The organism is Streptomyces sp. CBMA29 (assembly GCF_014596445.1).
In the GTDB taxonomy this organism is placed as follows: domain Bacteria; phylum Actinomycetota; class Actinomycetes; order Streptomycetales; family Streptomycetaceae; genus Actinacidiphila.
Genome location: NZ_MECL01000093.1, coordinates 1 through 23,668, shown reverse-complemented (window position 1 = coordinate 23,668; position 23,668 = coordinate 1). Strand labels below are relative to the sequence as shown.

Annotated in this window: 22 protein-coding genes; 7 read left to right on the top strand and 15 right to left on the bottom strand. The window is 71.7% G+C overall.

Features of this window, described 5'->3' with window-relative positions; translation table 11 throughout:
• Positions 1-42: 42 nt before the first annotated feature.
• Positions 43-1,089: an LLM class flavin-dependent oxidoreductase gene (locus BGM09_RS14250; RefSeq protein WP_188281927.1), complete on the bottom strand. Its 1,047-nt coding sequence runs from the start codon at positions 1,087-1,089 to the stop codon at positions 43-45.
• A gap of 195 nt (positions 1,090-1,284) precedes the next feature.
• On the opposite strand from BGM09_RS14250, the gene BGM09_RS14245 reads away from it, so the two are divergent.
• Positions 1,285-1,608 carry an ATP/GTP-binding protein gene (locus BGM09_RS14245; protein ID WP_188281926.1) on the top strand — a complete coding sequence of 108 codons (324 nt, stop codon included), beginning with the start codon at positions 1,285-1,287 and terminating at the stop codon, positions 1,606-1,608.
• Positions 1,609-1,648: 40 nt separating this feature from the next.
• On the opposite strand, the gene BGM09_RS14240 is transcribed toward BGM09_RS14245, so the two are convergent.
• From BGM09_RS14240 to mce, 7 genes are all read right to left on the bottom strand, one after another.
• A complete protein-coding gene (locus BGM09_RS14240; protein ID WP_188281925.1) occupies positions 1,649-2,566 on the bottom strand; it encodes an ABC transporter permease subunit in 918 nt (305 codons plus the stop codon).
• Positions 2,563-3,822: an ABC transporter ATP-binding protein gene (locus BGM09_RS14235; protein ID WP_188281924.1), complete on the bottom strand. Its 1,260-nt coding sequence runs from the start codon at positions 3,820-3,822 to the stop codon at positions 2,563-2,565. The genes BGM09_RS14240 and BGM09_RS14235 overlap by 4 nt, the downstream gene beginning before the upstream one ends.
• A 159-nt stretch (positions 3,823-3,981) precedes the next feature.
• The gene (locus BGM09_RS14230) at positions 3,982-4,755 is read right to left on the bottom strand and encodes an ABC transporter permease (RefSeq protein ID WP_188281923.1); all 774 of its coding nucleotides are present in this window, start codon (positions 4,753-4,755) and stop codon (positions 3,982-3,984) included.
• Between the two features lies 1 nt (position 4,756).
• Positions 4,757-5,767, bottom strand: coding sequence for an ABC transporter ATP-binding protein (locus tag BGM09_RS14225; protein ID WP_188281922.1), 1,011 nt, complete (start codon positions 5,765-5,767; stop codon positions 4,757-4,759).
• Positions 5,768-5,916: 149 nt separating this feature from the next.
• A complete protein-coding gene (locus tag BGM09_RS14220) occupies positions 5,917-6,855 on the bottom strand; it encodes a cellulose-binding protein (protein ID WP_188281921.1) in 939 nt (312 codons plus the stop codon).
• Between the two features lie 114 nt (positions 6,856-6,969).
• Complete coding sequence (gene scy / locus BGM09_RS14215) at positions 6,970-10,533, bottom strand: polarized growth protein Scy (protein ID WP_188281920.1); 3,564 nt, start codon at positions 10,531-10,533, stop codon at positions 6,970-6,972.
• A gap of 195 nt (positions 10,534-10,728) precedes the next feature.
• Positions 10,729-11,199, bottom strand: a complete 471-nt coding sequence (gene mce / locus BGM09_RS14210) for a methylmalonyl-CoA epimerase (RefSeq protein ID WP_188281919.1) — start codon at positions 11,197-11,199, stop codon at positions 10,729-10,731.
• 140 nt (positions 11,200-11,339) lie between these two features.
• Between mce and BGM09_RS14205 the strand changes: the two genes are divergently transcribed.
• Positions 11,340-12,539, top strand: a complete 1,200-nt coding sequence (locus tag BGM09_RS14205; protein WP_188281918.1) for an acetyl-CoA C-acetyltransferase — start codon at positions 11,340-11,342, stop codon at positions 12,537-12,539.
• Between the two features lie 41 nt (positions 12,540-12,580).
• A complete protein-coding gene (gene meaB, locus BGM09_RS14200; protein ID WP_188281917.1) occupies positions 12,581-13,537 on the top strand; it encodes a methylmalonyl Co-A mutase-associated GTPase MeaB in 957 nt (318 codons plus the stop codon).
• 181 nt (positions 13,538-13,718) lie between these two features.
• Here meaB and BGM09_RS14195 read toward each other — a convergent pair whose 3' ends face one another.
• The 5 genes from BGM09_RS14195 to BGM09_RS14175 are packed head-to-tail and all read right to left on the bottom strand — an operon-like array spanning position 13,719 to position 17,131.
• A complete protein-coding gene (locus BGM09_RS14195; RefSeq protein ID WP_188281916.1) occupies positions 13,719-14,207 on the bottom strand; it encodes a MarR family winged helix-turn-helix transcriptional regulator in 489 nt (162 codons plus the stop codon).
• 55 nt (positions 14,208-14,262) lie between these two features.
• Complete coding sequence (locus BGM09_RS14190) at positions 14,263-15,003, bottom strand: AIM24 family protein (protein ID WP_188281964.1); 741 nt, start codon at positions 15,001-15,003, stop codon at positions 14,263-14,265.
• 8 nt (positions 15,004-15,011) lie between these two features.
• Positions 15,012-15,662: an AIM24 family protein gene (locus BGM09_RS14185; protein ID WP_188281915.1), complete on the bottom strand. Its 651-nt coding sequence runs from the start codon at positions 15,660-15,662 to the stop codon at positions 15,012-15,014.
• Positions 15,662-16,300, bottom strand: coding sequence for an AIM24 family protein (locus tag BGM09_RS14180; protein WP_188281914.1), 639 nt, complete (start codon positions 16,298-16,300; stop codon positions 15,662-15,664). Before BGM09_RS14180 ends, BGM09_RS14185 begins: the two co-directional genes overlap by 1 nt.
• 6 nt (positions 16,301-16,306) lie before the next feature.
• A complete protein-coding gene (locus BGM09_RS14175; protein ID WP_188281913.1) occupies positions 16,307-17,131 on the bottom strand; it encodes a DUF2127 domain-containing protein in 825 nt (274 codons plus the stop codon).
• Positions 17,132-17,341: 210 nt separating this feature from the next.
• Here BGM09_RS14175 and BGM09_RS14170 point away from each other — a divergent pair, with 210 nt between their 5' ends.
• Both BGM09_RS14170 and BGM09_RS14165 read left to right on the top strand, forming a co-directional pair.
• Positions 17,342-17,686 carry a DUF3817 domain-containing protein gene (locus BGM09_RS14170; protein ID WP_188281912.1) on the top strand — a complete coding sequence of 115 codons (345 nt, stop codon included), beginning with the start codon at positions 17,342-17,344 and terminating at the stop codon, positions 17,684-17,686.
• Positions 17,683-17,976: an MTH1187 family thiamine-binding protein gene (locus BGM09_RS14165; RefSeq protein WP_188281911.1), complete on the top strand. Its 294-nt coding sequence runs from the start codon at positions 17,683-17,685 to the stop codon at positions 17,974-17,976. Before BGM09_RS14170 ends, BGM09_RS14165 begins: the two co-directional genes overlap by 4 nt.
• Before the next feature lie 86 nt (positions 17,977-18,062).
• Here the strand turns inward: BGM09_RS14165 and BGM09_RS14160 are convergent, their stop codons facing one another.
• Positions 18,063-19,049: an ArsR/SmtB family transcription factor gene (locus BGM09_RS14160; protein ID WP_188281910.1), complete on the bottom strand. Its 987-nt coding sequence runs from the start codon at positions 19,047-19,049 to the stop codon at positions 18,063-18,065.
• Between the two features lie 70 nt (positions 19,050-19,119).
• Between BGM09_RS14160 and BGM09_RS14155 the strand changes: the two genes are divergently transcribed.
• Positions 19,120-20,466 (top strand): MFS transporter, encoded by a 1,347-nt coding sequence (locus BGM09_RS14155; RefSeq protein ID WP_188281909.1) that lies wholly within the window; start codon positions 19,120-19,122, stop codon positions 20,464-20,466.
• A gap of 100 nt (positions 20,467-20,566) precedes the next feature.
• Here BGM09_RS14155 and BGM09_RS14150 read toward each other — a convergent pair whose 3' ends face one another.
• Complete coding sequence (locus tag BGM09_RS14150) at positions 20,567-21,745, bottom strand: peptidoglycan bridge formation glycyltransferase FemA/FemB family protein (RefSeq protein ID WP_188281963.1); 1,179 nt, start codon at positions 21,743-21,745, stop codon at positions 20,567-20,569.
• Between the two features lie 416 nt (positions 21,746-22,161).
• On the opposite strand from BGM09_RS14150, the gene murJ reads away from it, so the two are divergent.
• Positions 22,162-23,668: murein biosynthesis integral membrane protein MurJ (murJ, locus tag BGM09_RS14145; RefSeq protein WP_188281962.1), on the top strand; the 1,507-nt coding region annotated here is incomplete at its 3' end.

Below are 23,668 nucleotides of genomic sequence, written 5' to 3'. Positions count from 1 at the left end.
GCACAATGCGGCCCGCTCCCGCGACCGGACCCGCCCGCGTAATCAGGCCAGTTCCGGGAGCACGTCGGCGCCCAGCCTGGCCACATTGTCCAAGGTGGCGGTCAGGTCCCCCGAGCCCTCCACCAGGAGGGCGAAACGGGTGATACCGGTCCGTTCCGCGGTGGCCGCGAGGCGGTCGGCGCACAGCCGTGGCGGACCCACCGGGTGCAGATCACAGAGCAGTTCGGTGTAGGCGCGCGGGTCGCGCATGGCCCGCGCGCTGCCGTCCACCGTGCGATGGGCGCCGAGCCCGCGCTGTAACCAGCCGGGCATCGACTTGAGCAGCGTCTCCACCGCGTCCGACCTGGTGTCCCCGACCTGGGCCACGCCCGCCGAGACATGACCGGCGGCCGACACGGCGTCGGGGCAGTGCCCGGCGGCCAGTGCCGCCTCCCGCCAGGCCGCCACCATCGCGGCCTTCTCCTCGTCCCCGCAGTGCATCCCCAGCAGCATCGGCAGCCCGCGTTCCGCGGCCAGCCGGACGGTGCCGGGGGAGGTGCAGGCGACCACGACGGGCGGCCCCGAGCCCGCCACCGGCTCGGCCGCCGGGTCGTACAGCTCGTCGGGACGCGGCACGACGGACACCTCGCGGAAGGTGTAGCGCGGACCGTCCGCGCCGACCGCGGGCTCGCGCAGCCAGCGCAGCAGCAGGTCGAGCGATTCGGGGAAACCGGCCTCGAAGGCGGCCAGTCCGGTGCCGAAGACCTCCAGGTCCACCCACGGACCGCCGCGGCCGACCCCGAGGGTGAAGCGTCCGCCGGACGCCAGATGCAGCAGCGCGGCCTGTTCGCCCAGCGCCACCGGATGCGCGGTCGGCAGCACGCTCACCGCGGTGCCCACGCTGATCCGGCGCGTACGCCCGAGCAGCAGCCCGGCGAGGGTGACGGCCGACGGGCACACGCCGTACGGGACGAAGTGGTGCTCGGCCAGCCATACGGTGTCAAGTCCGGCCACGTCAGCGGCCTCGGCCGAGGATATCGCCCGGTGCAGCGCCTCTCCCTGGCCCTGACCGGGGAACTGGGCCGCTATGACGAATGTCCCAACTCGCATTGCTCATCCCTCCTCCCTTGGTAACGCTTGGCACGTGCCAAAGGCACGGCTTTCTGAGACGTTTTCATGATTTTCGGCAGTCATATCGGAGATGAGCCGTTCTGGTGTGCGCGAGGCGGGTGTTCCGGTATGGGCCGACCGGCCGCGTACCCTTGACGCAGAGTCCGCGAAGCCCAGCAGAGCGCGAGGTGTCCCGTGTCGCCGCGACGAAACCGCCCGCCCGGCGGAGACCGCCCCGCCGACCGTACGGAGCAGCAGGAGTCGGGGCTCGGCGCCAGCAGCACCGTGGAGTGGCAGGGCGAGGAGTGGGTGGTGCGCCCGATCGCGGGCAGCGCCTCCGCCAAGCACTACCGCTGTCCCGGCTGCGACCAGGAGATCCCGCCCGGCGTCGGGCACGTGGTGGCCTGGCGGGACTACGGGGGAGTGGACGACCGGCGGCACTGGCACCGCGCGTGCTGGAACGCGAGGGACCGCCGCACCAGCAAGGTGCAGCGGTCCCGTAACGCTCCCCGGCACTGAACCGGGGCCAAGTCCTTTGGCCGACGCGGCCGATACGTGTTCAGACGTCCCTGGTGTTGAGCGTCGCGTACGCCGCTCCCAGCAGCACCGCCGTGATGCAGGCCAGCGTGATGAGCTGGGGCAGGCCGTTCTGGTCGCCCTCGCCGATCATCGGGAAGTGGTAGAGCGAGGCCAGCGAGTTGGGCGCGGAGAACCGCACCAGCTTGTTGCGGGCCTCGTCCAGGCTGGACGGCAGGAAGATCGCGATCAGCAGCGGCAGCAGGACGACGCCGAGCATGGTGGTGATCGCCCCGGCCGAGTGCCGCAGCAGCGTGCCGACGGCGAGCGCCAGCAGGCCGAGCAGCGCCACGTAGAGGCCGACGCCGACGGTCGCGCCCAGCCATTCGGTGCCGCTCGCGGCGGTCACGCCGTCCCTGATGACGACGCCCGGGTGCGGGTCCTCCAGGTCGTATCCGGAGACCCGCTTGCCGGACATCACGCTCCAACTGATGAGCGCGGTGATCGTGCAGGCGACCGTGGTGGTCACGAAGGACAGCAGGAAGAAGACGATCGCCTTCGCCGTCAGGACCCGCGAGCGCTGCGGGCACGCGGTCAGGGTGGTACGGATCATGCCGGTGCCGTACTCGGAGGTGATCACCAGCACACCCAGCGTGATGATCGCCAACTGGCCCAGGATGAGGCCGAACAGGCCGGGTGCGAGCACCGGCACACTGGTGTCGTTGCTGTGGTCGATCGGCACGACCACCAGCAGATTGATGCCGATGACCAGGACGAGCATCACGCCGAGCGTCCACACCGTGGAGCGCACCGTGCGGATCTTCGTCCACTCCGAGCGCACCGCCTGCCCGAGGGTGGTCTGCGCGACCGGCGACTGCGAGGCGAACTGCGGCTGCTGCGGCTGCTGTTGCTGGTAGCCGCCATGCGGGGCGGAGGCCGGGAACTGGGCCGGGGCGGTCATCGGGCGTCCTCGCTGTCGGACTTGTCCATGTTCAGGGCGGCGGGTGCGGGCGGTACGGGCGGAGCGGCGGGTGCTACGGGCTGAGTCGCGGGAGCGGTGGAAGCGGCGGGCGGCGCCTGGGGAGCGTACGACTGCTGCGGTACGGGCGCGGCCATCGGCTGCTGCTGGTACCCCCAGCCGGGCTGCTGCTGCTCGTGACCCGGCTGTCCGTAACCCGGCTGCCCGTACGGCTGTTGCTGTCCGTACGGCTGCTGCCAGCCCTGCGCTCCCGGCGGCGGTGCGTAGCCGCCGGGGCCCTGGACGGCGTACGGCGCCGCGTGCTGAAGGCCCTGGCGCGGGTCCTGCGTCGAGCGGTAGTCGACCGCGCCGCTGGTCAGGCGCATGTACGCCTCCTCCAGCGACGCCTGGTGCGGCGACAGTTCCCAGATCCGGACCTCGGCGTCGTACGCGATGTCGCTGATCCTGGGCAGTTCGAGGCCGGTGACGCGCAGCGCGCCGTCCTGCTCCGGCTGTACGGCGGCGCCCGCGTCGGTGAGCGCCTTGCTGAACTTCTCGCGCTCACCGCCCTCGGCGGGCGTGCGGACCAGCGCGTAGCCGGTCGAGTGGTGGGCGATGAAGTCCTTGACGCTCATGTCGGCGAGCAGTTGGCCGCGGCCGATGACGATGAGGTGGTCGGCGGTCAGCGCCATCTCGCTCATCAGGTGGCTGGAGACGAAGACGGTGCGGCCCTCGCTCGCCAGCTTGCGCATCAGATTGCGCACCCAGTGGATGCCCTCGGGGTCGAGCCCGTTGACCGGCTCGTCGAAGAGCAGCACTTCCGGGTCGCCGAGCAGCGCTCCCGCGATGCCGAGCCGCTGTCCCATGCCCAGCGAGAAGCCCTTGGAGCGCCGGGAGGCCACGTCCTGGAGGCCGACGACCCCCAGCACCTCGTCGACCCTGCGGGCCGGTATGCCGGAGAGCTGCGCCACGCAGAGCAGGTGCTGACGGGCGCTGCGGCCCCCGTGCACCGCCTTGGCGTCCAGCAGCGCGCCCACCTTGCGCGGCGCGTTCGGCAGCCGCCGGTACGGCACTCCGCCGATGGTCACCTGGCCGGAGGTCGGCTCGTCCAGGCCCAGGATCATCCGCATCGTCGTGGACTTGCCCGAGCCGTTCGGGCCGAGGAATCCGGTGACGGTGCCAGGCCGTACCTGGAACGACAGGTTGTACACGGCTGTCTTCGCGCCGTACTGCTTGGTCAGGCCGACTGCCTGGATCATGCTCCGCCCCTCACTGCAACGGAGGCGACTCGCCCCCGTGAGGGAGGAAGCGTAGCCGGTGGGGGTTGGTTCCCCCCACCGTCCCCCAAACTCGCACCTGGGAGGTGCCCCATGACAACGATCCGGACTCGGCGAACCCGCGGCCCGGCGGCGGGAACCTCAGGCGTCGCGCTTGGCCAGCACCACGTAACCGCCGATCAGCGCCACGATCACCCAGATCGCCATGATGCCGATACCGCCCCAGGGGCCGTACGCGGTGTGGTCGCCCGAATCCGGCACCACCTGCATGATCTTCTGGCCCGCCTGGTCGGGGAGGTAGCGCGCGAAGGTCTTCACCTTCGGCACGGCCGACAGGATCGGCGAGACCAGGAAGAAGAACGGCATCAGGATGCCGAGACCCAGCATCGGGCTGCGCATCATCGCGGCGGCGCCGACGCACAGCAGCACCATCAGCGTCATGTAGAGCCCGGCGCCGAAGACGGCCCGCAGCACCCCCGGATCGCTGATCGACGTCTTGTGCGAGCCCAGCAGCGCCTGACCGACGAAGAACGTGACGAAACTGGTGGCCATGCCGACCACCACGCCCAACAGGCCGGTCACCGCGATCTTGCAGAAGTAGAAGACGCCGCGCTGCGGTACGGCCGCCAGCGAGGTGCGGATCATGCCGGTGCTGTACTCGCTGGAGATCACCAGCACACCGAAGACGATCAGCGCCAACTGGCCGAGCGACATGCCGAAGAAGCTGGTGGCCGTCGCGTCGAAGGTCGCCCTGTCCGAGTCCGACCTGTCGTGGAACGTGTTGTTGACCACCAGGCAGATCAGCGCGCCGAGGCCCACGGTGACGATGAAGGCGAGCACCAGCGTCCAGAGCGTGGAACGTACCGACTTGATCTTCGTCCACTCCGACTGGAGGACGGCGGTAGGAGACGCCATGTCAGTTCACCTTCCCGGAGCCGGAGTTGCGCCAGTCCGCACCCCACTGCGGGGCGGGGGCGCCGGGCTCTGGCGCGGCGCCACCCGGACCGGGCGGCGGGGCGAGCACACCGCCCGCGTGGTACTCCACCGAGTCCGCGGTGAGCTGCATGAACGCTTCCTCCAACGATGCCCGCTGCGGGCTGAGTTCGTGCAGCACCAACTGATGCTGCGCGGCCAGCTCGCCGAGCTGCGCCGTGTCGCCGTCCTGGATCTCGAACGTGCCGTCGCTCGTGGTCACCGGGGTGAACCCCGCCGTGGCCAGCACGTCCTTCAACCGCTCCGGCTGCGGGGTGCGAATCCGCACGTAGGAACGGGAGTTCTTCTCGATGAAGTCGGCCATCGAGGTGTCGGCCATCAGCCGGCCGCGGCCGATCACGATCAGATGCTCGGCGGTCAGCGCCATCTCGCTCATCAGGTGGCTGGAGACGAAGACCGTACGGCCCTGCGCGGCCAGCCCCTTCATGAGATTGCGGATCCAGTGGATGCCCTCGGGGTCCAGTCCGTTGACCGGCTCGTCGAACATCAGGATCTCGGGGTCGCCGAGCAGCGCGCCCGCGATGCCGAGCCGCTGGCCCATGCCGAGCGAGAAGCCCTTGGAACGTTTCTTCGCCACCGCCGTCAGACCGACCGTCTCCAGCACCTCGTCCACCCGGTGCCGCGGAATGCGGTTCGACTGGGCGAGACACAACAGATGGTTGTACGCGGTCCGCCCGCCGTGGATGGCCTTGGCGTCCAGCAGCGCGCCGATGTACTTCAGCGGCTCGCTGAGCTGCGCGTAGTGCTTGCCGTCGATGCGTACGTTGCCCGCGGTCGGGTTGTCCAGGCCGAGCATCATGCGCATCGTCGTGGACTTGCCCGCGCCGTTGGGCCCGAGGAAGCCGGTCACCACGCCGGGGCGCACGGTGAAGGTCAGATTGTCGACTGCGGTCTTGTCCCCGTACCGCTTGGTGAGCCCCTGCAACTCAATCATGGGGGCGAGGCTAGCAACCGCCCCGGAGTAAACCGAAACCCCCGCCCGGGATGGGCGGGGGTTTCGGGCAACCCGTCGGCGAACGTTCAGCCCGTGTTCAGGCGCTTCAGCCCCTGTTCAGACCGGAGAACCCACAGGTGGGCGGGCGGTCAGCGGGACTGCTGCGCCGGGACGCCACGCGAGATCGGCTCGTCGTCGGCCGGAGCACCGGCCGCGGCGACCGCGGCACCGGTCAGCGTCGCCAGCATCTCGCGGACGTTGGTGAGCTGAGCGTTGATGCTGTCGCGGCGGTTGGTGAGCGCCGCCAGCTCGCGCTCGGACTCGCTGCGGATCCGGTCGGCCTTCGCGTTCGCGTCCGCGACGATGTCCTCGGACTGACGCTGAGCGGTCTCCACCGTCTGACGCGCGCGACGCTCGGCGTCGGTGCGCAGCTTCTCCGCCTCCAGGCGAAGCTGCTCGGCGCGGTGCTCGATCTCCGCCAGGCGCTTCTCGGCCTTGGCCTGACGGCCCGCCAGGTCACGCTCGGACTGCTCGCGGCGCTTGGCCAGGTTGGTCTCGAAGTCCGCGGCGGCCTGGGCGGCCTTGGCGCGGGTCTCCTCGAAGAGGGCGTCCGCCTCCTCGCGCTTGTTCTGCGCGTCCTTCGTGGCGTCGGCGCGGAGCTGCGAGGCGTCGCCCTTCGCCTTGTCGACGATACGGACGCCCTCGTCCTCGGCCTTCGACTTGCGGTCGGCGGCGAACGCCTCCGCGTCGTTGCGCACCTGGTTGGCGGCCGACTCGGCCAGCTCGCGGTGCTGCTCGGCGGCGCGGCGGGCCTCCTCGCGCAGGTCCTTCGCCTCCTCCTCGGCGAGACGGAGGATCTTCTCGACACGGGCACCGAGACCCGCGTACGACGGCTCCGAGTCATTGACCTGGGCCTGGGCGTTCTGGGTTTCGAGGTGCAACTCCTCGATGCGCTTCTCCAGCGCGGTGATCCTCGTCAGTGCGCTGTCACGGTCGGCGACGAGCTTCGTGATGCGGTCGTCCACCTGTCCGCGGTCGTATCCGCGCCGAACGAGCTCGAAGCCGAAGGGGGAGGAAGTGTCGCTCATGGGGATCCTGTCGATTCAGACCGGTTGAGGTGATAGGGGGAATCCTAGGGGCCCAGGCGGCGTGTCACCGAGCCATTGCCTATTAGGTATGGAGAATGTCCGCTCAAAGTCCGCTCAATCGAGTGGAGCATCGTCGATGCGCTTGCCACTCGAACGAGTGGTTCCCGCACCCGCACCAGCGGTGACACCGCCCCCGGGCGCCTCGAACGACTCCAGCGCCTCCAGCACGTCCTGGACGCGAGAGATCTCCGCGTTGATGTCTTCTCTGCGGCGCACGAGGATCTCCAGTTCTCGTCTGCCCTCGGTCACGATGCGATCCGCTTCGGTACGGGCCTCCCCCTTGACCCGCTCGGACTCGCGCTCGGCCTCGGCCCTCTTCTGCTCGGCCTCCTTCAGGAGACCCTCGACCTTCTTCACCGCGGCGATACGGACCTTGCTCGCCTCGGACGTGGCCGTGGACTTGATCTCGGCGGCCTTCTGCTCCGCCTCGGCGAGCTGCTCGGTGGCGGCGGTGACCAGCTTGTCGACCCGCTCGCCGACGGTCTTCATCGCCTCCGCGGCCTCCTTGCGGGCCCGGTCGTGCAGCTCCTCGACCTCGGACTCCACGCGCTGGCGCAGCTCCTCGGTACGTTCCCTTATGGCCGTCGCGTCGTGCCTGGCCTCGCCGAGCATGGTGTCCGCGTCGGTCCGCGCCCGCTCGACCAGGCCATTGCCCTCCGCCGTGGCCTCGTTGACCAGCCGCTCGGACTCGCCGCGGGCCGCGCCGACCATCGCGTCGGCCTGCTCCTCGGCCGTCGCCGCGGTCCTGCGGGCCTCCGCCTGCGCCTTGCCGATCAGCTCGTCCGCCTGCTCCGCGGCCTCGCTGCGGCGCTTGTTGGCCGCCTCGCGCGCCTCGTCGAGGACGCGCTGCGAATGCGTCCGCGCCTCCTCGGCCTCGCGCTCCGCGGTGTCCAGCGCGTCCTTGGCGAGGATACCGAGCCGTTCGGCCTCCTCGCGGGCCTTGGTGACCAACTGGTCGGCCTGGGACGCCGCGTCGGTGCGCATCCGGTTGGCGTCGTCGCGGGCCTCGGCGCGCAGCCGGTCGGACTCCTCGATCGCCTCGGTGACCGTACGGTCGGCCAACTGCCGTGCCGCGTCGGCCTCCTCCTTGCTCTCTTGGCGGATCCGGGCCGAGTCCTGCGACGCCCGCTCCCGCTCGGAGTTGGCGTCCGCGTGCAGCCGGTCCGCCTCGCCCTGGGCCTCGCCGCGCACCCGCTGGGCCGCGTGCTCGGCCGCCGAGCGGAGCCCGGTGATCTCCTCCTCGGCCTCCTGGTGCAGATGCGCGACCGAGTCGCGGACCTGCTGCGCGGTGGCCTCGGCCGCCGCGACCGCCTCCGCGGCCCGCTGGTCGGCCTCCGCGCCCAGCCGGTCGGCCTCCGCGCCCAGCCGGTCGGCCTCCGCCGCCGCGTCCTCGACGCGCTTGCGGGCGGCGGCCAGCAGTTCCTCGCTCTCGCGGCGGGCCTGCGCGCGCTCCTGCTCGGCCTCGCCGCGGGCGGCGCCCAGCAACTCCTCGGCCTCGCGGCGGCGCCTGGCCGCCTCCTCCTGCGCGGCGGCCAGCGCCTCCGCGGCCTCCGTACCGAGGCGCTCGGCCGCCGCGGCGGCCTCGGCGCGGACCCGGTCCGCGTGCTCCTTGGCCTCCGCGCGCCGCTGCTCGGCCTCCGCCGCCGCCTCCGCCTGGAGCCGTACGGCGACGTTCTCGCCCTCCGCGCGGGTCTGCGCCGCGTCCGCCGCGGCCTCGTCCCGCAGCCGTACCGCCTCGGCCTCGGCCTGCTCCTGGAGGGTGCGGACCCGCTCGCCGGTCTCCTGGCGCAGCCTCTCTGCCTCCTCGGCGGCCTCCCGGCGCAGCCGCTCCGCCTCTGTGTCGGCGTCGCGCAGCGACTGCTCGGCGGCGGCGAGCCGGGTCTCGGCCTCCTCGCGGAGCCGTACCAGGTCGGTCTCGGCCTCCTCGCGCATCCGGGCGACGAGCGTGTCGCCCTCCGCGCGCTGCCGCTGGGCGGCCTCCTCGGCCTCCTCCTTGACCGTCGTGGCCTGCCGCTCCGCCTCCTGGCGCAGCTCCTCGGCCTCGGCGCGGGCGTGCTGAAGGGCGTCCTCGGCCTTGGTGTTCAGCGCGGAGGCCCGCTCGACGGACTCGGTACGCATCCGGTCGGCCTCGGTGGCCGCGCCCTGCCGCAGCTCGTCGCCGTCGGCCTTCGCCTTGGCCAGCAGCTCCTCGGCCTTGCTCGCGGCCTCCTCGATCTGCTGGACGGCCTCCCTGCGGGCCTCACCGCGGATGCGCTCGCCCTCGGCGACCGCGTCGGCCCGCAGCTGCTCGGCCTCGCCGCGCAGCCGCCTGGCCTCCTCCTGGAGCTCGACGGTCCTGGCCCGGTACTCCTCGGTGTCGTCCTGGGCGGCGCCGCGCAGCTCCTGCGCGGACGCCTCGGCCTCGCTGCGCAGCCGCTCGGTCTCCGCCTCGGCCTCGCGGCGGATCCGCTCGGCCTCCTCGCCCGCCGACTTCGTGGTGGAGCGGGCGTCCTCCGACGCCTTGGTCAGGATCTCCTCGGCCGACCTGGCGGCCTGCGCCAGCTGGGCGGCGGCGTCCTCGGACGCGGCGGCGCGGGCGGTCTCCTGCGCCTCGGTACGGATGCGCTCGGCCTGCGCGCGGGCGTCGGCGACGGTCTGTTCGGCCTCCGCCTTGGCGCTGTCCACCTGCTTGGTGGCCTCGCCGACCATGCGGGCGATCTCGGCCCTGGCCGTACGGGTGCGCTGCTCGTTCTCCGTCTCGGTGGCCGCCAGGCGCTTGGCGGCGCCGGCCGTGGCCTCCTCGCGCAGCCGCTCGGCCTCCGCGCGGGCGGTGCGCAGCGCCTCGTCGGCCTCCCGCAGCCGCTCCTCGGCCAGCCGGGACAGCTCGATCGCCCGGCTTCTGGCCTCGTCGGACTCGCTGCGGGTGGAGGTCCGCAGCTGCTCGGCCTCGCTGGTGGCCTCCTGCGCCTGCGTCGAGGCGGCGGTCAGCAGCCGCTCGGCGTCGGTGCGGGCCCGGCGCAGCAGCTGCTCCGCCTCGTTGCGCGCGGACTGCGCCTCCGAGGTCAGCCGCTCGCGGGTCTGCTCGGCGACCCGGGTGGCCTCACCGCGGGCGGCGGCCAGCGCCGCCTCGGACTCGGCGCGGGTCTCGTCCAGCAGGCGGCGGGCCTGCGACTCGCTGCGGGCCCGCAGCTGCTCGGCCCACGCCACGTTCTCGTTGACGTGCGTCTCTACGGTCGCGCGGCGCTCGCCCAGCTCCTCGTCGAGCTGCCGCCGCCGGGCGATGGCCTCGGCGTGCCACTCCGCCTCGAAGCGGGCCTGGTGCTCGGCCTGCTCCTGGAGCAGCCGCTGGGTCTGGGCGCGGGCGTCGCGCAGCTCGCGCTCGGCGTCGGCGCGGAGCTGGTCGGCCTGGATCTGGGCGTTGCGCAGGAGCTGGTCGGCCTGGTGGCCGATGTTGTCGTAGGCAGGACGGGTCGCCAGATTGCGGCGCGCCTCGTGCAGCTTGGCGCGCAGCACCTCGACCTGATAACCGAGGTCGTCGGCGTGGTCGACGGCCTTGCCCCGCTCGGTACGAAGCCGCTCCATCTCGGCTTCGAGCTGAGAGAGGTGGTCGTCAGCCTGGTAGCTGTCGTTGCCCCGCACTCCGCGGTCCCATCGGTCTCCTGGCGTACTCACCCGCCAACCGGGTGAGATTCCTCGTCACTCCGTTTGAAGACAGAGCTCTACGAAGAATGGTGTCAGATCAACGCCGCGGAGCGCGAGCGTACCCGCGTGCCCAGTACCTATGGACCCACCCCGGTCGGCCCGGTCACTCTACCGGGCGGGGCGGGGGTTGGGTCAGTGGTCCCGGGAGCCCTTCGCGGTCCCTGCCGTGGTCTTTTCCGCCGAGGTGACCAGCTCGGTCAGTACGCCGTGGCAGTCCTTGGGGTGCAGGAACGTGATCCGGGAGTCCATCGAGCCCCTGCGCGGCTCGTCGTAGAGCACCCGTACGCCTTTCTCGCGGATCGCCGCGGCGTCGGCGTCCACGTCCGCGGTGCCGAAGGCGATGTGGTGCACGCCCTCGCCGTTCTTGGCCAGCCACTTGCCGACCGCGGAGTCCTCACGGGTGGGCTCCAGGAGCTGGAGGTAGCTGGCGCCGCCGTCGTCCGTGCCGTTGATCCTGAGCATGGCCTCGCGTACGCCCTGCTCCTCGTTCACCTCGCTGTGCGCCACTTCGAAGCCGTAGGTGGCACGGTAGAACTCGACGGTCGCGTCCAGGTCGAAGCAGGCGATGCCGATGTGGTCGATGCGGGTCAGCCCAGTAGCCATGGACACAGTGCACCGCACGGGTGTGTGGTCACGCAACGTGCGCGCCGTCACACGTTCCGACGGGTGACCCGGCGGCCTACCCCTCAGTACATTGACGATAACCCTCGTTAACTTCTCTCTTCAGCCGAAGGGGCCGCACCATGACCAGCCAGGCGCGTACATCCGTGATCGTCGCAGGTGCCCGAACCCCGATGGGCAGGCTGCTGGGCAGCCTGCGCACCTTCTCCGGATCGGACCTCGGCGGTGTCGCGATCAAGGCCGCGCTCGACCGCGCCGGAATCGGCGGCGACCAGGTGCAGTACGTGATCATGGGCCAGGTGCTCCAGGCGGGCGCGGGCCAGATCCCGGCCCGGCAGGCGGCGGTCAAGGCCGGCATCCCGATGAGCGTGCCCGCGCTCACCGTCAACAAGGTGTGCCTGTCCGGCCTCGACGCCATCGCGCTGGCCGACCAGCTCATCCGGGCCGGCGAGTTCGACATCGTGGTGGCGGGCGGCCAGGAGTCCATGACCAACGCCCCGCACCTGCTGCCCAAGTCCCGCGAGGGACACAAGTACGGCGCGATCGAGATGCTGGACGCGATGGCGTACGACGGGCTGACCGACGCCTTCGAGAACATCGCGATGGGCGAGTCGACCGAGACGCACAACGGGCGGCTCGGCATCGAGCGCGCCCCGCAGGACGAGTTCGGCGCGCTGTCCCACCAGCGGGCCGCCGCCGCGCAGAAGAACGGCGTCTTCGACGCCGAGATCACCCCCGTCGAGATCCCGCAGCGCAAGGGAGACCCGGTGGTCTTCAGCCAGGACGAGGGCATCCGGCCGGAGACCACCGCCGAGTCGCTGGGCAAGCTGCGGCCCGCCTTCAAGAAGGACGGCACGATCACCGCAGGTACGGCCTCGCAGATCTCCGACGGCGCCGCCGCCGTGGTCGTCATGAGCCGCGCCAAGGCGGAGGAGCTGGGGCTGAGCTGGATCGCCGAGATCGGCGCCCACGGCAATGTCGCGGGCCCGGACAACTCGCTCCAGTCCCAGCCGTCCAACGCCATCAGGCACGCGCTCGGCAAGCAGGGCCTGACCGTGGACGACCTCGACCTCATCGAGATCAACGAGGCGTTCGCGGCCGTCGCCGTCCAGTCGATGAAGGACCTGGGCGTCACACCCGAAAAGGTGAACGTGAACGGCGGCGCCATCGCCCTCGGGCACCCGATCGGCATGTCGGGAGCACGTATCGTGCTGCACCTGGCCCTCGAACTGAAGCGGCGCGGCGGCGGTACGGGAGCGGCGGCGCTGTGCGGGGGCGGCGGACAGGGTGACGCGCTGATCATCACGGTGGCCGGAAACTGACATCGGTATCTGTAGGTATCGCGGGAATCGGGAGGAGCCAGATGGTGGACGTCCTTGCCCTGGTCGAGCAGGCGCGGCAGGGCGGGCCGCGGGCCGTGGCCCGGCTGATCTCGCTCGTGGAGGGGGCGTCCCCGCAGCTCCGCGAGGTGATGGCCGCGCTCGCGCCGCTGACCGGCGGCGCGTACGTGGTCGGCCTCACCGGGTCGCCCGGTGTCGGCAAGTCGACATCCACCTCGGCGCTGGTCACCGCGTACCGCAAGGCGGGCAAGCGGGTCGGCGTGCTCGCCGTCGACCCGTCCTCGCCGTTCTCCGGCGGCGCGCTGCTCGGCGACCGGGTCCGGATGTCGGAGCACGCCTCCGACCCCGGCGTCTACATCCGCTCGATGGCCACCCGCGGCCACCTCGGCGGCCTGGCCTGGGCCGCCCCCCAGGCCATCCGGGTGCTGGACGCGGCGGGCTGCGACATCGTCCTCGTCGAGACCGTCGGCGTCGGGCAGTCCGAGGTCGAGATCGCCGCGCAGGCCGACACCTCCGTCGTGCTGCTCGCCCCCGGCATGGGCGACGGCATCCAGGCCGCCAAGGCCGGAATCCTGGAGATCGGCGACGTCTACGTGGTCAACAAGGCCGACCGCGACGGGGCCGACGCCACCGCCCGCGAGCTGAACCACATGCTCGGCCTCGGCGAAGCCCGCGAGGCGGGGGACTGGCGGCCCCCCATCGTCAAGACCGTCGCCGCGCGCGGCGAGGGCATCGACGAAGTCGTCGAAGCCCTGGAGAAGCACCGCGCCTGGATGGAGGAGCACGGCGTCCTGGCCACCCGCCGCCGCGCCCGCGCCGCCACCGAGGTCGAGCACATCGCCGTCACCGCCCTGCGCTCCCGCATCGGCGACCTCCGCGGCGACCAGCGCCTGGACTCCCTCGCCGAGCGCGTCACCCAAGGCACCCTCGACCCCTACGCAGCAGCCGACGAACTGATCGCCGGCCTGACGGCGAGTTAGGGCGTCCGGGACGGGCGTACCCGGTCCGGACGGGGAGGAGGGGGCTGGTGTCGCTGAGCCGGTCGAATCCGTTCGTGCGGGCGGAGGCCGACGGCATGACGGCGGCCTTCACCCACAACTGCGGCAACGCCCTCACGATCGACCTCGGCGCGTCGGACTTCGCCTGATCCGGCCTGGAAGGCTACTTCTCGCGGACTGCGCGGAGGTGGTCGGCGACCGGGGCCAGGGCGCGGCGGTAGGTCGCGAGGTCCTCGGGGGTGATGAGGTCGATGAAGTGGGCGCGGACCGCGGCGACATGACGGGGGGCGACCTGGCGCATGGTGGCCCAGCCCTGGTCGGTGAGGACCGCGTAGAGACCGCGGCGGTCGGACTCGCAGTTCTCGCGGCGGACGAGACCGGCCGACTCCATGCGGGTGATCTGGTGCGAGAGGCGGCTCTTGGACTGGAGCGTGGAGCGCGCCAGATCGCTCATGCGCAGCCGCCGCTCCTCGGCCTCGGAGAGGTTGACCAGGATCTCGTAGTCGTTGTTGGTCAGGCCGAAGGACTGGAGGTCCCGCTCGAGTTGGTACATGAGCAGCCGGCTGACGTCCAGATGGATGCGCCAGGCGTGCTGCTCGTCCTCGGTGAGCCAAGCCGTAGCGCCTTCAGCTTCTGCTGTCACGGTCTCCATAGGGTGAATTCTACCGGCGGTCACACCGCGGATGATCGTCAGGGTAGCCGGACGGTCACCGTCCGGAACGGCCCTGCCCAGGGGGGCCCGCGCCGGGGACCCCTGGTCCGGCCTGTCCCGGCACGCCGCCGGTGTTGACCTCGGCCATCAGCGTCTCGGTGGACTGGAGCAGCACCTGCCCCGCGCCGACGAACTCGAACTGGTGCTCCTCGCCCGACGCCCCGCCGATCCCGGTCATCGCCCGGATACCGCCGAGGACACCGCGCAGATACGCGTGGTCGTAGTGGTGGCAGGGAGAGGGGCAGTCCGCCCAGCCGACCAGCGCCTGCGGGTCGACCCGGATCGGCGGCTCCACGAAGTGCACCGCGCCGTTGGACGCGGCCACGAACTTCCCCGTGCCGATCAGCGTCAGAAAGCCGGGAATGATCGACTGCTTCAGCGCCAGCGTGGGCTCGAAGGCCAGCAGATTCCCCGACCTGATGGTCAGATTGCCGTCCTCCAGATCGTACGAATTGATGTCGTACGACCGGTCCGCGAGCAGCATCTTGCCGCGCCCCTGCGCCACCACCCAGTCCGCCGCGTGCAGCGGCGAGTGGAAGCTGGTGGCGACCAGCCGGTCCAGCGGGCCGTGCCCGATCGCGTGGAAGTCGACCTGCCCGTAATAGGCGATCATCTTCCCCTTCTGGAGGAACCACTGCCCGTTCAGCTCCACGGAGAAGGCGTACGGGTTGACGTTGTCGTTCACCGGCAGCGTGTACGGGTCGTACACCACGGGCCCGCCGCCGTCACCGGTCATCGGGACGCTCACAGCTTCTCCTCCGACGCCTGTACGTAGACCATCCCCTGCCCTGACAGCTCCAGTTGGAACGCCTCGCCCGAACCGCGCCCGACCATCTCGCGCCAGCCCAGCGCCGCGGACAGCTTGTTGCGTACGTCGCCGCGGTGGGCGACATACGCCTGCGGGTCGACGTGCACCGGGTGCTGCGGGGCGATGGGCAGTTCGATGACGCCGCCGTGCGCCATGACGGCGACCGAGCCCTTGCCCTGGAGCGTGGTGGTGAACAGGCCCTGCCCGGTGACCTGACCGCGTATCACGCCCATGACACCGCCCTGCGAACCCATGAACATGGTGCCCTGCTGGAGCGAGCCGTCGAAGGCGAGCAGCCGGTCGGCCTCGACGTACAGCGTCTCGCCAGCGAGGTCGACGCAGTGGATGTGGTGCCCGCCGTGCCCGAACATGACCGAACCTTCGCCCTCGATGGTCATCAGCGGCGTCGCCTCGTTGGCGACCCGGCGGCCGATCATCGACATCACACCGCCCTGCCCGCCGGTGATGCTCGGCGTGAAGGAGACCTCCCCGCGGTACGCCAGCATCGCCCCGCGCTGGCTGAACATCCGCTGGCCTGGGGCGATCCCGGCCTCCACCATCTTGGAGTTGATCCTGGTGAACGGCATCAGAGCTGACCCCCGATCGTGGTGCGCTCGCTGGGCTGCACGTACACCAGCCCCTCGCCCTCGAAGCGGATCTGGAAGCTCTCGCCGGAACCCTCGCCGATCACCGTGCGCCAGCCCACCGAGTGCTGGAGCTGCTGCCGCAGATTCCCGGTGTGCGCGATGTACGCGCCCGGGTCCACGGTCAGCGGCGTCGCGGCCGACACCCGCAGCACGATCGCGGGCCCGTCGGACATCACGGCCGCCTGCCCGGTGCCCTCGACGGTCGTGGTGAACAGGCCGTTGCCCTGCGAGGCGCCGCGCAGTCCGGTGAAGGTGGTGCCGGTGCGCAGCGCGGAGTCGGTGGCCAGCAGATTGCTCGCCTCCACGTACAGCTTCTCGCCGTTCAGCCGGACCAGATTGATCTCGGTGGCGCGGTCGGCGAAGTAGCAGGTGCCGTGCCCCTTCACCTCCATGACGGCCATCGACTCGCCGGTGATCCGGCGGGTGACCAGGCCGCGCAGGCCCTCGCCGCCGCCGGTCATCTTCTTGAACGTCATCTCGCCCTCATAGGCGACCATCGCGCCGTTCTTCGCCTTGACGGTGTCGCCGGTGAGGTCCACGGCGAGCACCCGGGTGCCCTGGAGCCGGAAACGTGGCATCGCGGATCAGACGCCGTCCGCCGTGGACCGCTGCCGTACGGGCAGCGGCGGCTTGGGCGCGTGGTCGCCGGGCACCTCGCCCGCCGCCTCCTCGACCTCGAGCAGCGACGCGCCCCGGCGTTCCGCCTCGAACGCCTTGTGGCCGCCGCGCAGCCCGAACAGCCGCTTGCCGAGCAGGATGTAGAGGACGGCCAGCACATTGAGGGTGATCGTGGCGACCTTGAACCAACTGACCCGCTCGGTCAGCTCGTAGCCCTCGATCGGCAGGAACGCGGCGGTCGCCACCACCGCCAGATACTCCGCCCATCGCTTGCCCCACCACAGGCCGAAACCCTCGATGATCTCGATCAGCGCGTACGCCAGCAGCAGCGCGGCGACGAGCTGGAGGGTGGAGTGCTTGTAGTCGAAGGTCTTGCGGATGGTGTCGACGACCGGCGAGTGGTCCAGGTCGTAGTGGAAGTGCTCGGCGACCGGCTTGAAGACGGTGAGGTCCTTCTCGAACAGGTCGCGCACCGCGTTCTGCGAGTTGCTGAACCGCCAGACCGCCCAGGCGGCGATCAGGACCAGCAGCCCGCGCAGGATTCGCTCGACGGCGAGGAAGCGCAGGATGAACAGGTCGCGCAGCGCCCGGCCGCGCGGCACCTCGGGGGCGCGGTCGGCGGGGCCGCTGCCGTGCGGGTCGCCGAGGACGAAGTCGCCGCAGCGCAGACAGCGCCACACCGTGCCGACGGCGGTGCTCGCGTGCAGCTTCTGCCGCAGGTGGTTCTCGTCGGGCGCGTAGGTGATGTGCCCCTTGCGGGCGCAGTGCCGCCGGTCCCAGTCCATCGTCATCGTGTCTCGGTCCCCGTTGGGTGGTCGGTCAGGTCGTGCGGATCACGTCGTGCGGGTGGTGCGTACGGGTCGTGTCGTGGACAGGGACGCTATCGCCCGCCCCGCGGTTTCCTACCCCCGGGGCGGACCATCGATACGGGCCGGTGATAATGGGGTGGTCTTGTGATCACGTTCACAAGGCGGTTTCCCGTCACCAACAGTGAGGTTCTCGTGGACCTGAAGACCGCCACCGCCCTGCGCAGGCTCCGTCTGATCTCCGCACCGGAAGCGGTGTCGTTCCTGCTGCTGATGGTCTGCTCGGTACTCAAACGGACCACGGACTTCAACGCGGTGCCCGTCATGGGCATGGTGCACGGAGTGCTGTTCGTCCTCTACGTCGTCTTCTGGGCGGACGCCTGGCGCCGCGCCAAGTGGTCGCCGGCCCGCGGCGCCCTCTTCTTCGTGCTGTCCGTCCTGCCCACCGGCGGCTTCTTCGCCGAGCGGATGCTGCGCCGCGAGTCCGAGGAGTCGGTCGTGGCCGCGCGCGGCGCTCAGGGCGAGGCGGTCGGCGCGTGATCGTCGCCTTCTCCATCACCCCGCTGGGCGTCGGCGAGGACGTCGGCGAGTACGTGGCCGACGCCGTCCGCGTGGTCCGCGAGTCCCGGCTGCCGAACCGTACGGACGCGATGTTCACCTCCGTCGAGGGCGAGTGGGACGAGGTGATGGACGTCGTACGGCGAGCCGTCGCCGCGGTCGAGGCGCGGGCGCCCCGGGTGTCGCTGGTCCTCAAGGCCGACATCAGGCCGGGCGTGACGGACGGACTGACCTCGAAGGTCGAGACGGTGGAGCGCTACCTCTCGCAGTAGCGGGGCGCCCCTCGTCGGGCCCCTTCTTCCCCTTTCTCCGCGTCCTCCGCGTCCTCTGCGTCCTCTGCTTCTCACGCTTCTCCCGCTCAGAACAGCCCGCCGGTCGTGAGCGCGATCCCCAGCGGCGTCCGCTCGTAGAGCACCTGGTGCCCGTAGCGCCGTGACGCCAGCAGACCCGCGTCGCGCAGCACCGCCAGATGCGCGGAGACCGACGACAGCGCGAGGGCGTGCCGGTGGGCCAGCGCCGTCGTGGTGCTGGGCGCGTCGAGGTCGCTGAGGATCGCGGCCCGGTTGGCGCCGAGCAGCGCGATCATCGCGGCGGACGCGGTCGGCCCGGTCTCGGCCCACAGCCCGCCGATGCCGCGCGCCGGATAGACGACGGTGGGCTGCCAGGGCGGGTCGAAGGCGTTGCCCGCCTCGGGCCAGAAGAAGACGCTGGGCACCAGCACCAGCCCCTGGCCGCTGAAATCCGGCAGGTGCGAGGTGTGCCCCGCCGCCGTCAGCGCGCCCTCCGACCAGCTCAGCTTCGGGTGCAGCGCGGTGAACAGCCGCTGCATGCCGCCGTCCGCCAGCCGCCGCGCGTGATAGGCGATGTCCGCCTCCAGCACCGCCCGCAGCCGGGGCCAGTGCGGGGCGAGCAGGGCAGCCCACACATGCTCGTACAAACCGGCCAACTGCCGTACGGTTCCGGCCGGATCGGCGAGCATCGCGCGGCCCCGCTTGCCGTGTTCCGCGCCCGGTGTCTGGGCCAGCGCGGCCTGGATCTGGCGGTGCGCCTCGTCCGGGTCCGTGGCCCGTACGACGTCGAGTTCGTCGTCCAGGGTGCCCAGGGGCGCCTGGGGCGAGGGGTGCAGGAAGTCCGGGGGGTGCCCGTGGTCCGGCGCCAGCAGCCACAGCGGAGCCAGGTCGAGACCGGCCGCCGCGGCCCTGACCTGCCGCAACCAGGGCAGGTGGTAGCCGTGTCGGTCCGGCCGGGACAGGGTACGTATCGCCCCCTGGGTCTCCCGCAGCGGCGAGATGGCGAAGCGGCACCGCAAAAGGTCCTCAGCCGCAAATCGCATACGAAACGACATCACGACCCCCAAGATTCGGCTCAGTCCGAAACACTACGATATGCAGTGCTCATGCCACCAGGGTGATGTCATGACAACGGACAGCGAGCACCCCCCACCAGGTGGACGCACCCCATCGCCGACCGGTTCGCAGCCCGCTCCCACCACCCACGGGAAGGGCCACGGCACGCCTCCTACCAGCGGCGTCGCCGCCACCGGCGACAGCACCCCCACCGGCTACGGTGCCGTTTTCGCGGTCAGGGAATTCCGCCCGATCTTCGCCGCGCATGTCCTGTCCGTCCTCGGCAGCGTCTTCGCCGAGGTCTCGCTGGCCGTCCTCGTCTTCCGGCAGACCGGCTCCGCCGTCCTCACCGCGCTGATCTTCGCGCTCGGCTTCCTGCCCTACGCGCTCAGCGGCATCCTGCTGTCCGGAATCTCCGACCGGTACCCCACCCGCCGCGTCCTGGTGGCCTGCGATCTGCTCTGTGCCGCCTTCGTCGCGGTGATGGCCGTGCCGGCCACACCGCTCGCCCTTCTCTTCGTGCTACGCGTGTCCGTCTCGATGATCACACCGCTGTTCACCGGAACGAGGGCCGCCAGCCTGGCCGACATCCTCCAGGGCGACGTCTTCGTGCTCGGCCGCTCCCTGGTGCGGATCGTCGGCCAGAGCTCGCAGATCATCGGATACGGAATCGGCGGTCTCGTCCTGGTGTGGCTGTCGCCGCGCGCCGCGCTGCTGGTGACGATCGGCACCTTCCTCAGCTCCGCGCTGCTGCTGCGCTTCGGCACCCGCGACCGGCCCGCCCGGGTCACCGGGACCGGCGCCATGATGCGCGACTCGATCGGCTCGGCGGGGCGGCTGTTCCGCAACGCGCGGATTCGCTCGCTGATGCTCATGTGGTGGGTGCCGCCGATGTTCTGCGTCGTCGCCGAGGGCGTCGCCGCCCCTTACGCGGACGCGGCGGGCGCGGGCTCCGCGGGCTTCGGCATCCTGCTCGCCGCGATGCCCGCGGGCACCGTCGTCGGCGAGGTACTGGCGGGCACCCTGCTCACCCCGGCCGCCCGCGAACGGATCGCCATCCCGCTCGCCGCCGTCTCGATGCTGCCCTTCGTCTGCTTCCTCGTGCACCCCTCGCTGCCGCTGGCGATCGTGCTGCTGCTGATCACCGGGATCACCACCGCGTACGCGCTCGGCATCGACAAGTGGTTCGTGCACGACGTGCCCGAGGACATGCGCGGCCGGGCCATGTCGCTGCTCGGCGCCGGGATCATGACGCTCCAGGGCGTCGGCATGACGGTCGGCGGCGCCGTCGCGGAGTGGGTGCCGCCCTACGCGGTGATCGCGGGCGCGGGGATACTCGGCACGCTCAGCGTCGTGCCCGTGCTGCGGTCGGTACGCCGTACGCAGCCGATGGGCGCCGCGGCCAGCCCCGCCTGAGCAACGGCCCTCGCGGGACTACGCGTTGACCCCGTGGCCCGTGGCCCGTGACCCCGTGACCCCGTGACCCATGGCCCCGGAGCATTCAACGCCGGAGCATTCAACGCCGGGTCAGATACGCGTGCATCGCCCGGTGCAGCGTCTTGTTGACCGCGCCCTGGAGCGGCAGCTCCCACTCGCCCACCGTCTCCACCGCCTCCCCGCCGGTGCCCAACTTCCAGCGCAGCAGCCCGTAGGCGCGCGCCGCCGGGTCGAGGCCGTCGGGCACCCCGCGCATGTCGTAGACCGCCGCGCCCCTCGCCTGCGCGTCGCACAGCATCCGCCACTGGAGCGCGTTGCTCGGCCGCACCTCGCGGCGGTGGTCGGCGGAGGCACCCGTCTGGTACCAGGCCCGGCCGCCGTCCGGCGCGGTCAACAGCGTGTGCGCGGCGAGGAGTTCGCCCTCGTGCCGCGCGGTGTACAGCCGCATGCGGCCCGGCTCCTCGGCGTTGAGCGCCTCGTACTGCCGCCGGTAGTAGTCCAGCGAACGGCCGAGGTCGAAGCCGTCGCGGGCCTCGGTGACCCGCAGCAGTTCGTGGAAGGCGGGCAGCGTCTCCGGGCCCTCGACGCCCGTTCGCACACCGCACTTGGCGGCCTTCTTGACGTTGCGCCGCCACTCCTGGTTGAGGCCGGTCCACAGGTCGTCCAGACCGCGCCCTGCCAGCGGTATCTCGAACACCAGCCGCGGCTGCGCGTCCCCAGAGCTCCGCCCGGGAGGTACCCCCACACCCTGCCCGTCCTCGCCGCAGCGCCGCCAACCGCCCTCCCGCAGCCGGTCGCAGACCGCCGCGCCCAGCGGCTCGACCAGGTCGGGCAGCACGTCACCGACCCGGCGCCCGGGACCCGACGCGTCCTTCAACGTCCGCGCCGTCCACCGCCGGTACGCCAGCGGCGGCCCCATCCGTACCGCGAACGCCCCCGTACCGCGCAGGTGTTCCAGCAGCGGGTCGAGCCAGCGGACCAGGCGCGGATCGGCCCAGTCCACCGCGGGGCCCTCCGGGAGGTAGGCGAACGACCGCCGTACGCCCGGCAGTTGGCGGTACAGGACCAGCGCGGAGCCGACCACCCGGTCGTGCTCGTCCAGCCAGCCCAGGCTCTCGGCCTGCCACCCGGACTTCACCCGCGCCCAGGCGGGTGTCTGGAGGAAGCTCGCGGTGTACGGGCCGGGGCGGCGGACGAAGTCGGCGTGCACGGAGGCGGGCACCGGCAGCAGCCGCAGAACACCGGTCCCGGCGCTCATGCCGGTCCCGCTGCCGGTCTCGATGCCGGTCCCGCTGCCCTTGTCGTCCGCGGCGCGGTCGGAGCCGGGGCCGGAACGCTGGTGAGTGGTCATCGTCAAGGCGTCGTCCTCCGCGCTGCGGGGCGGGCCGGGGCGGCCCGCTCACACAGGACACGCCCGGCGCGGCCGTCAGGTGACAGAGACTTTTCCGACACCCGCCGTACCGCCCCGCGACTTCCGTCAGCCGTGACCGCCGGGGCAGACTGCGCGTCTGCCCAGGGGACGGCGACCACCGCGACCAGCCGATACCGGGCACAGGACGATCAGCGTGAACAGGGGACCGACGGGTGACTTCAGCAGTGGACGGCTCCACGCACCGCAAGGGGCGGCGGGCGCACGCCCGCGACACCGACTCCCTGCGGCGCAGCGGCGGTCTGATGATGGCCGGGTCGCTGGTGTCCCGCGCCACCGGCTTCCTGCGGCTGGCGACGATCACCGCGGCGCTCGGCACGGCGGCGGCCGGAGACGCCTTCGGGGTCGCCAACACCGTGCCGAACATCATCTACGCGCTGATGATCGGCGGCGCCCTCCAGTCCGTCTTCGTCCCCGAACTCGTCCGCGCCGCCCGCGAGCACGCCGACGGCGGCCAGGCGTACACCGACCGGCTGCTCACCCTGTGCGCGGTCGCGCTGCTCGCCGTCACCGCCCTCGCGGTGCTCGCCGCGCCCTGGCTGGTCAGCGCGTACGCCCCCGGCTTCAGCGGCGGCCAGCGCGACCTGACCGTGGCCCTGGCCCGTTACTGCCTGCCGCAGATCCTCTTCTACGGCCTGTTCACGCTCCTCGGCCAGGTGCTCGGCGCCCGTGACCGGTTCGGCGCCATGATGTGGACCCCGGTGCTCAACAACCTCGTCGTGATCGCCGTCTTCGGCCTGTACCTCGCGGTCGCGAGCGGGGGCATCGGGCACCGGGACGCGCTGCTGCTCGGCCTCGGCAGCACCGCGGGGATCGCCGTACAGGCCCTCGCGCTGCTGCCGTCGCTGCGCGCCACCGGCTTCCGCTGGCACCCGCGGTTCGACTGGCGCGGCGCCGGACTTACCCAGCCGATGCGGGCCGCCGTGTGGACGCTGCTGCTGGTCCTGGTCAACCAGGGCGCGTACTGGGTGGTGACCCGGCTGTCCACCTCCGCCGGACTGCGCGCGCTGGCCTCGGGACACTCCACCGGCGTCGGCTACGCGGCCTACAGCAACGCGTACAGCCTGTGGGTCGTCCCGCAGGGCATCGTCACCGTGTCGCTGGCCACCGCGCTGCTGCCGCGGATGAGCCGGGCCGCGGCCGACGGCGACCACGCGGCGATCGGCGCCGACCTCACACGCGGCCTCACCGTCTCCGGCACCGCCGTCGTCCCCGCCGTCTTCGCCTTCCTCACGCTCGCCCCGCAGATCACCGGCGTCGTCTTCCAGCACGGCGCCACCAGCGAGGCGGACGCCCGCGCCATCGCCTGGATGCTGGTCGCCTTCGCCGCCGGCCTGCCCGCCTTCGCGGGCCAGTACCTCCTCGCGCGCGGCTACTACGCACTCGGCGACACCCGTACGCCCTTCTTCCTCAACGTCCTCATCGCCGCCGTCAACGCCGCGACCGCCGCCGCCTGTTACGCGCTGCTCCCGGCCCGCTGGGCGGTCACCGGCATGGCCGCCGGATACGCGCTCGCCTGTACGGCCGGCCTGCTGGCCACCGCCGCGCTGCTGCGCCGCCGCCTGGGCTGGCGGCCCCGTGTCCTGGGCCACCACGTACGGCTTACCGTGGCCTTCCTGCCGGGCGCCGCCCTGGCCCTGCTCACCGCCCACGCCGTCACCGCCCGGCTCGGCGGCGGCCCGACCGGCGACCTCGCGGGGCTGCTGCTGGGCGCCGCCGCCCTGTGCCTGCCCGCGCTGGTGCTGGCCCGGC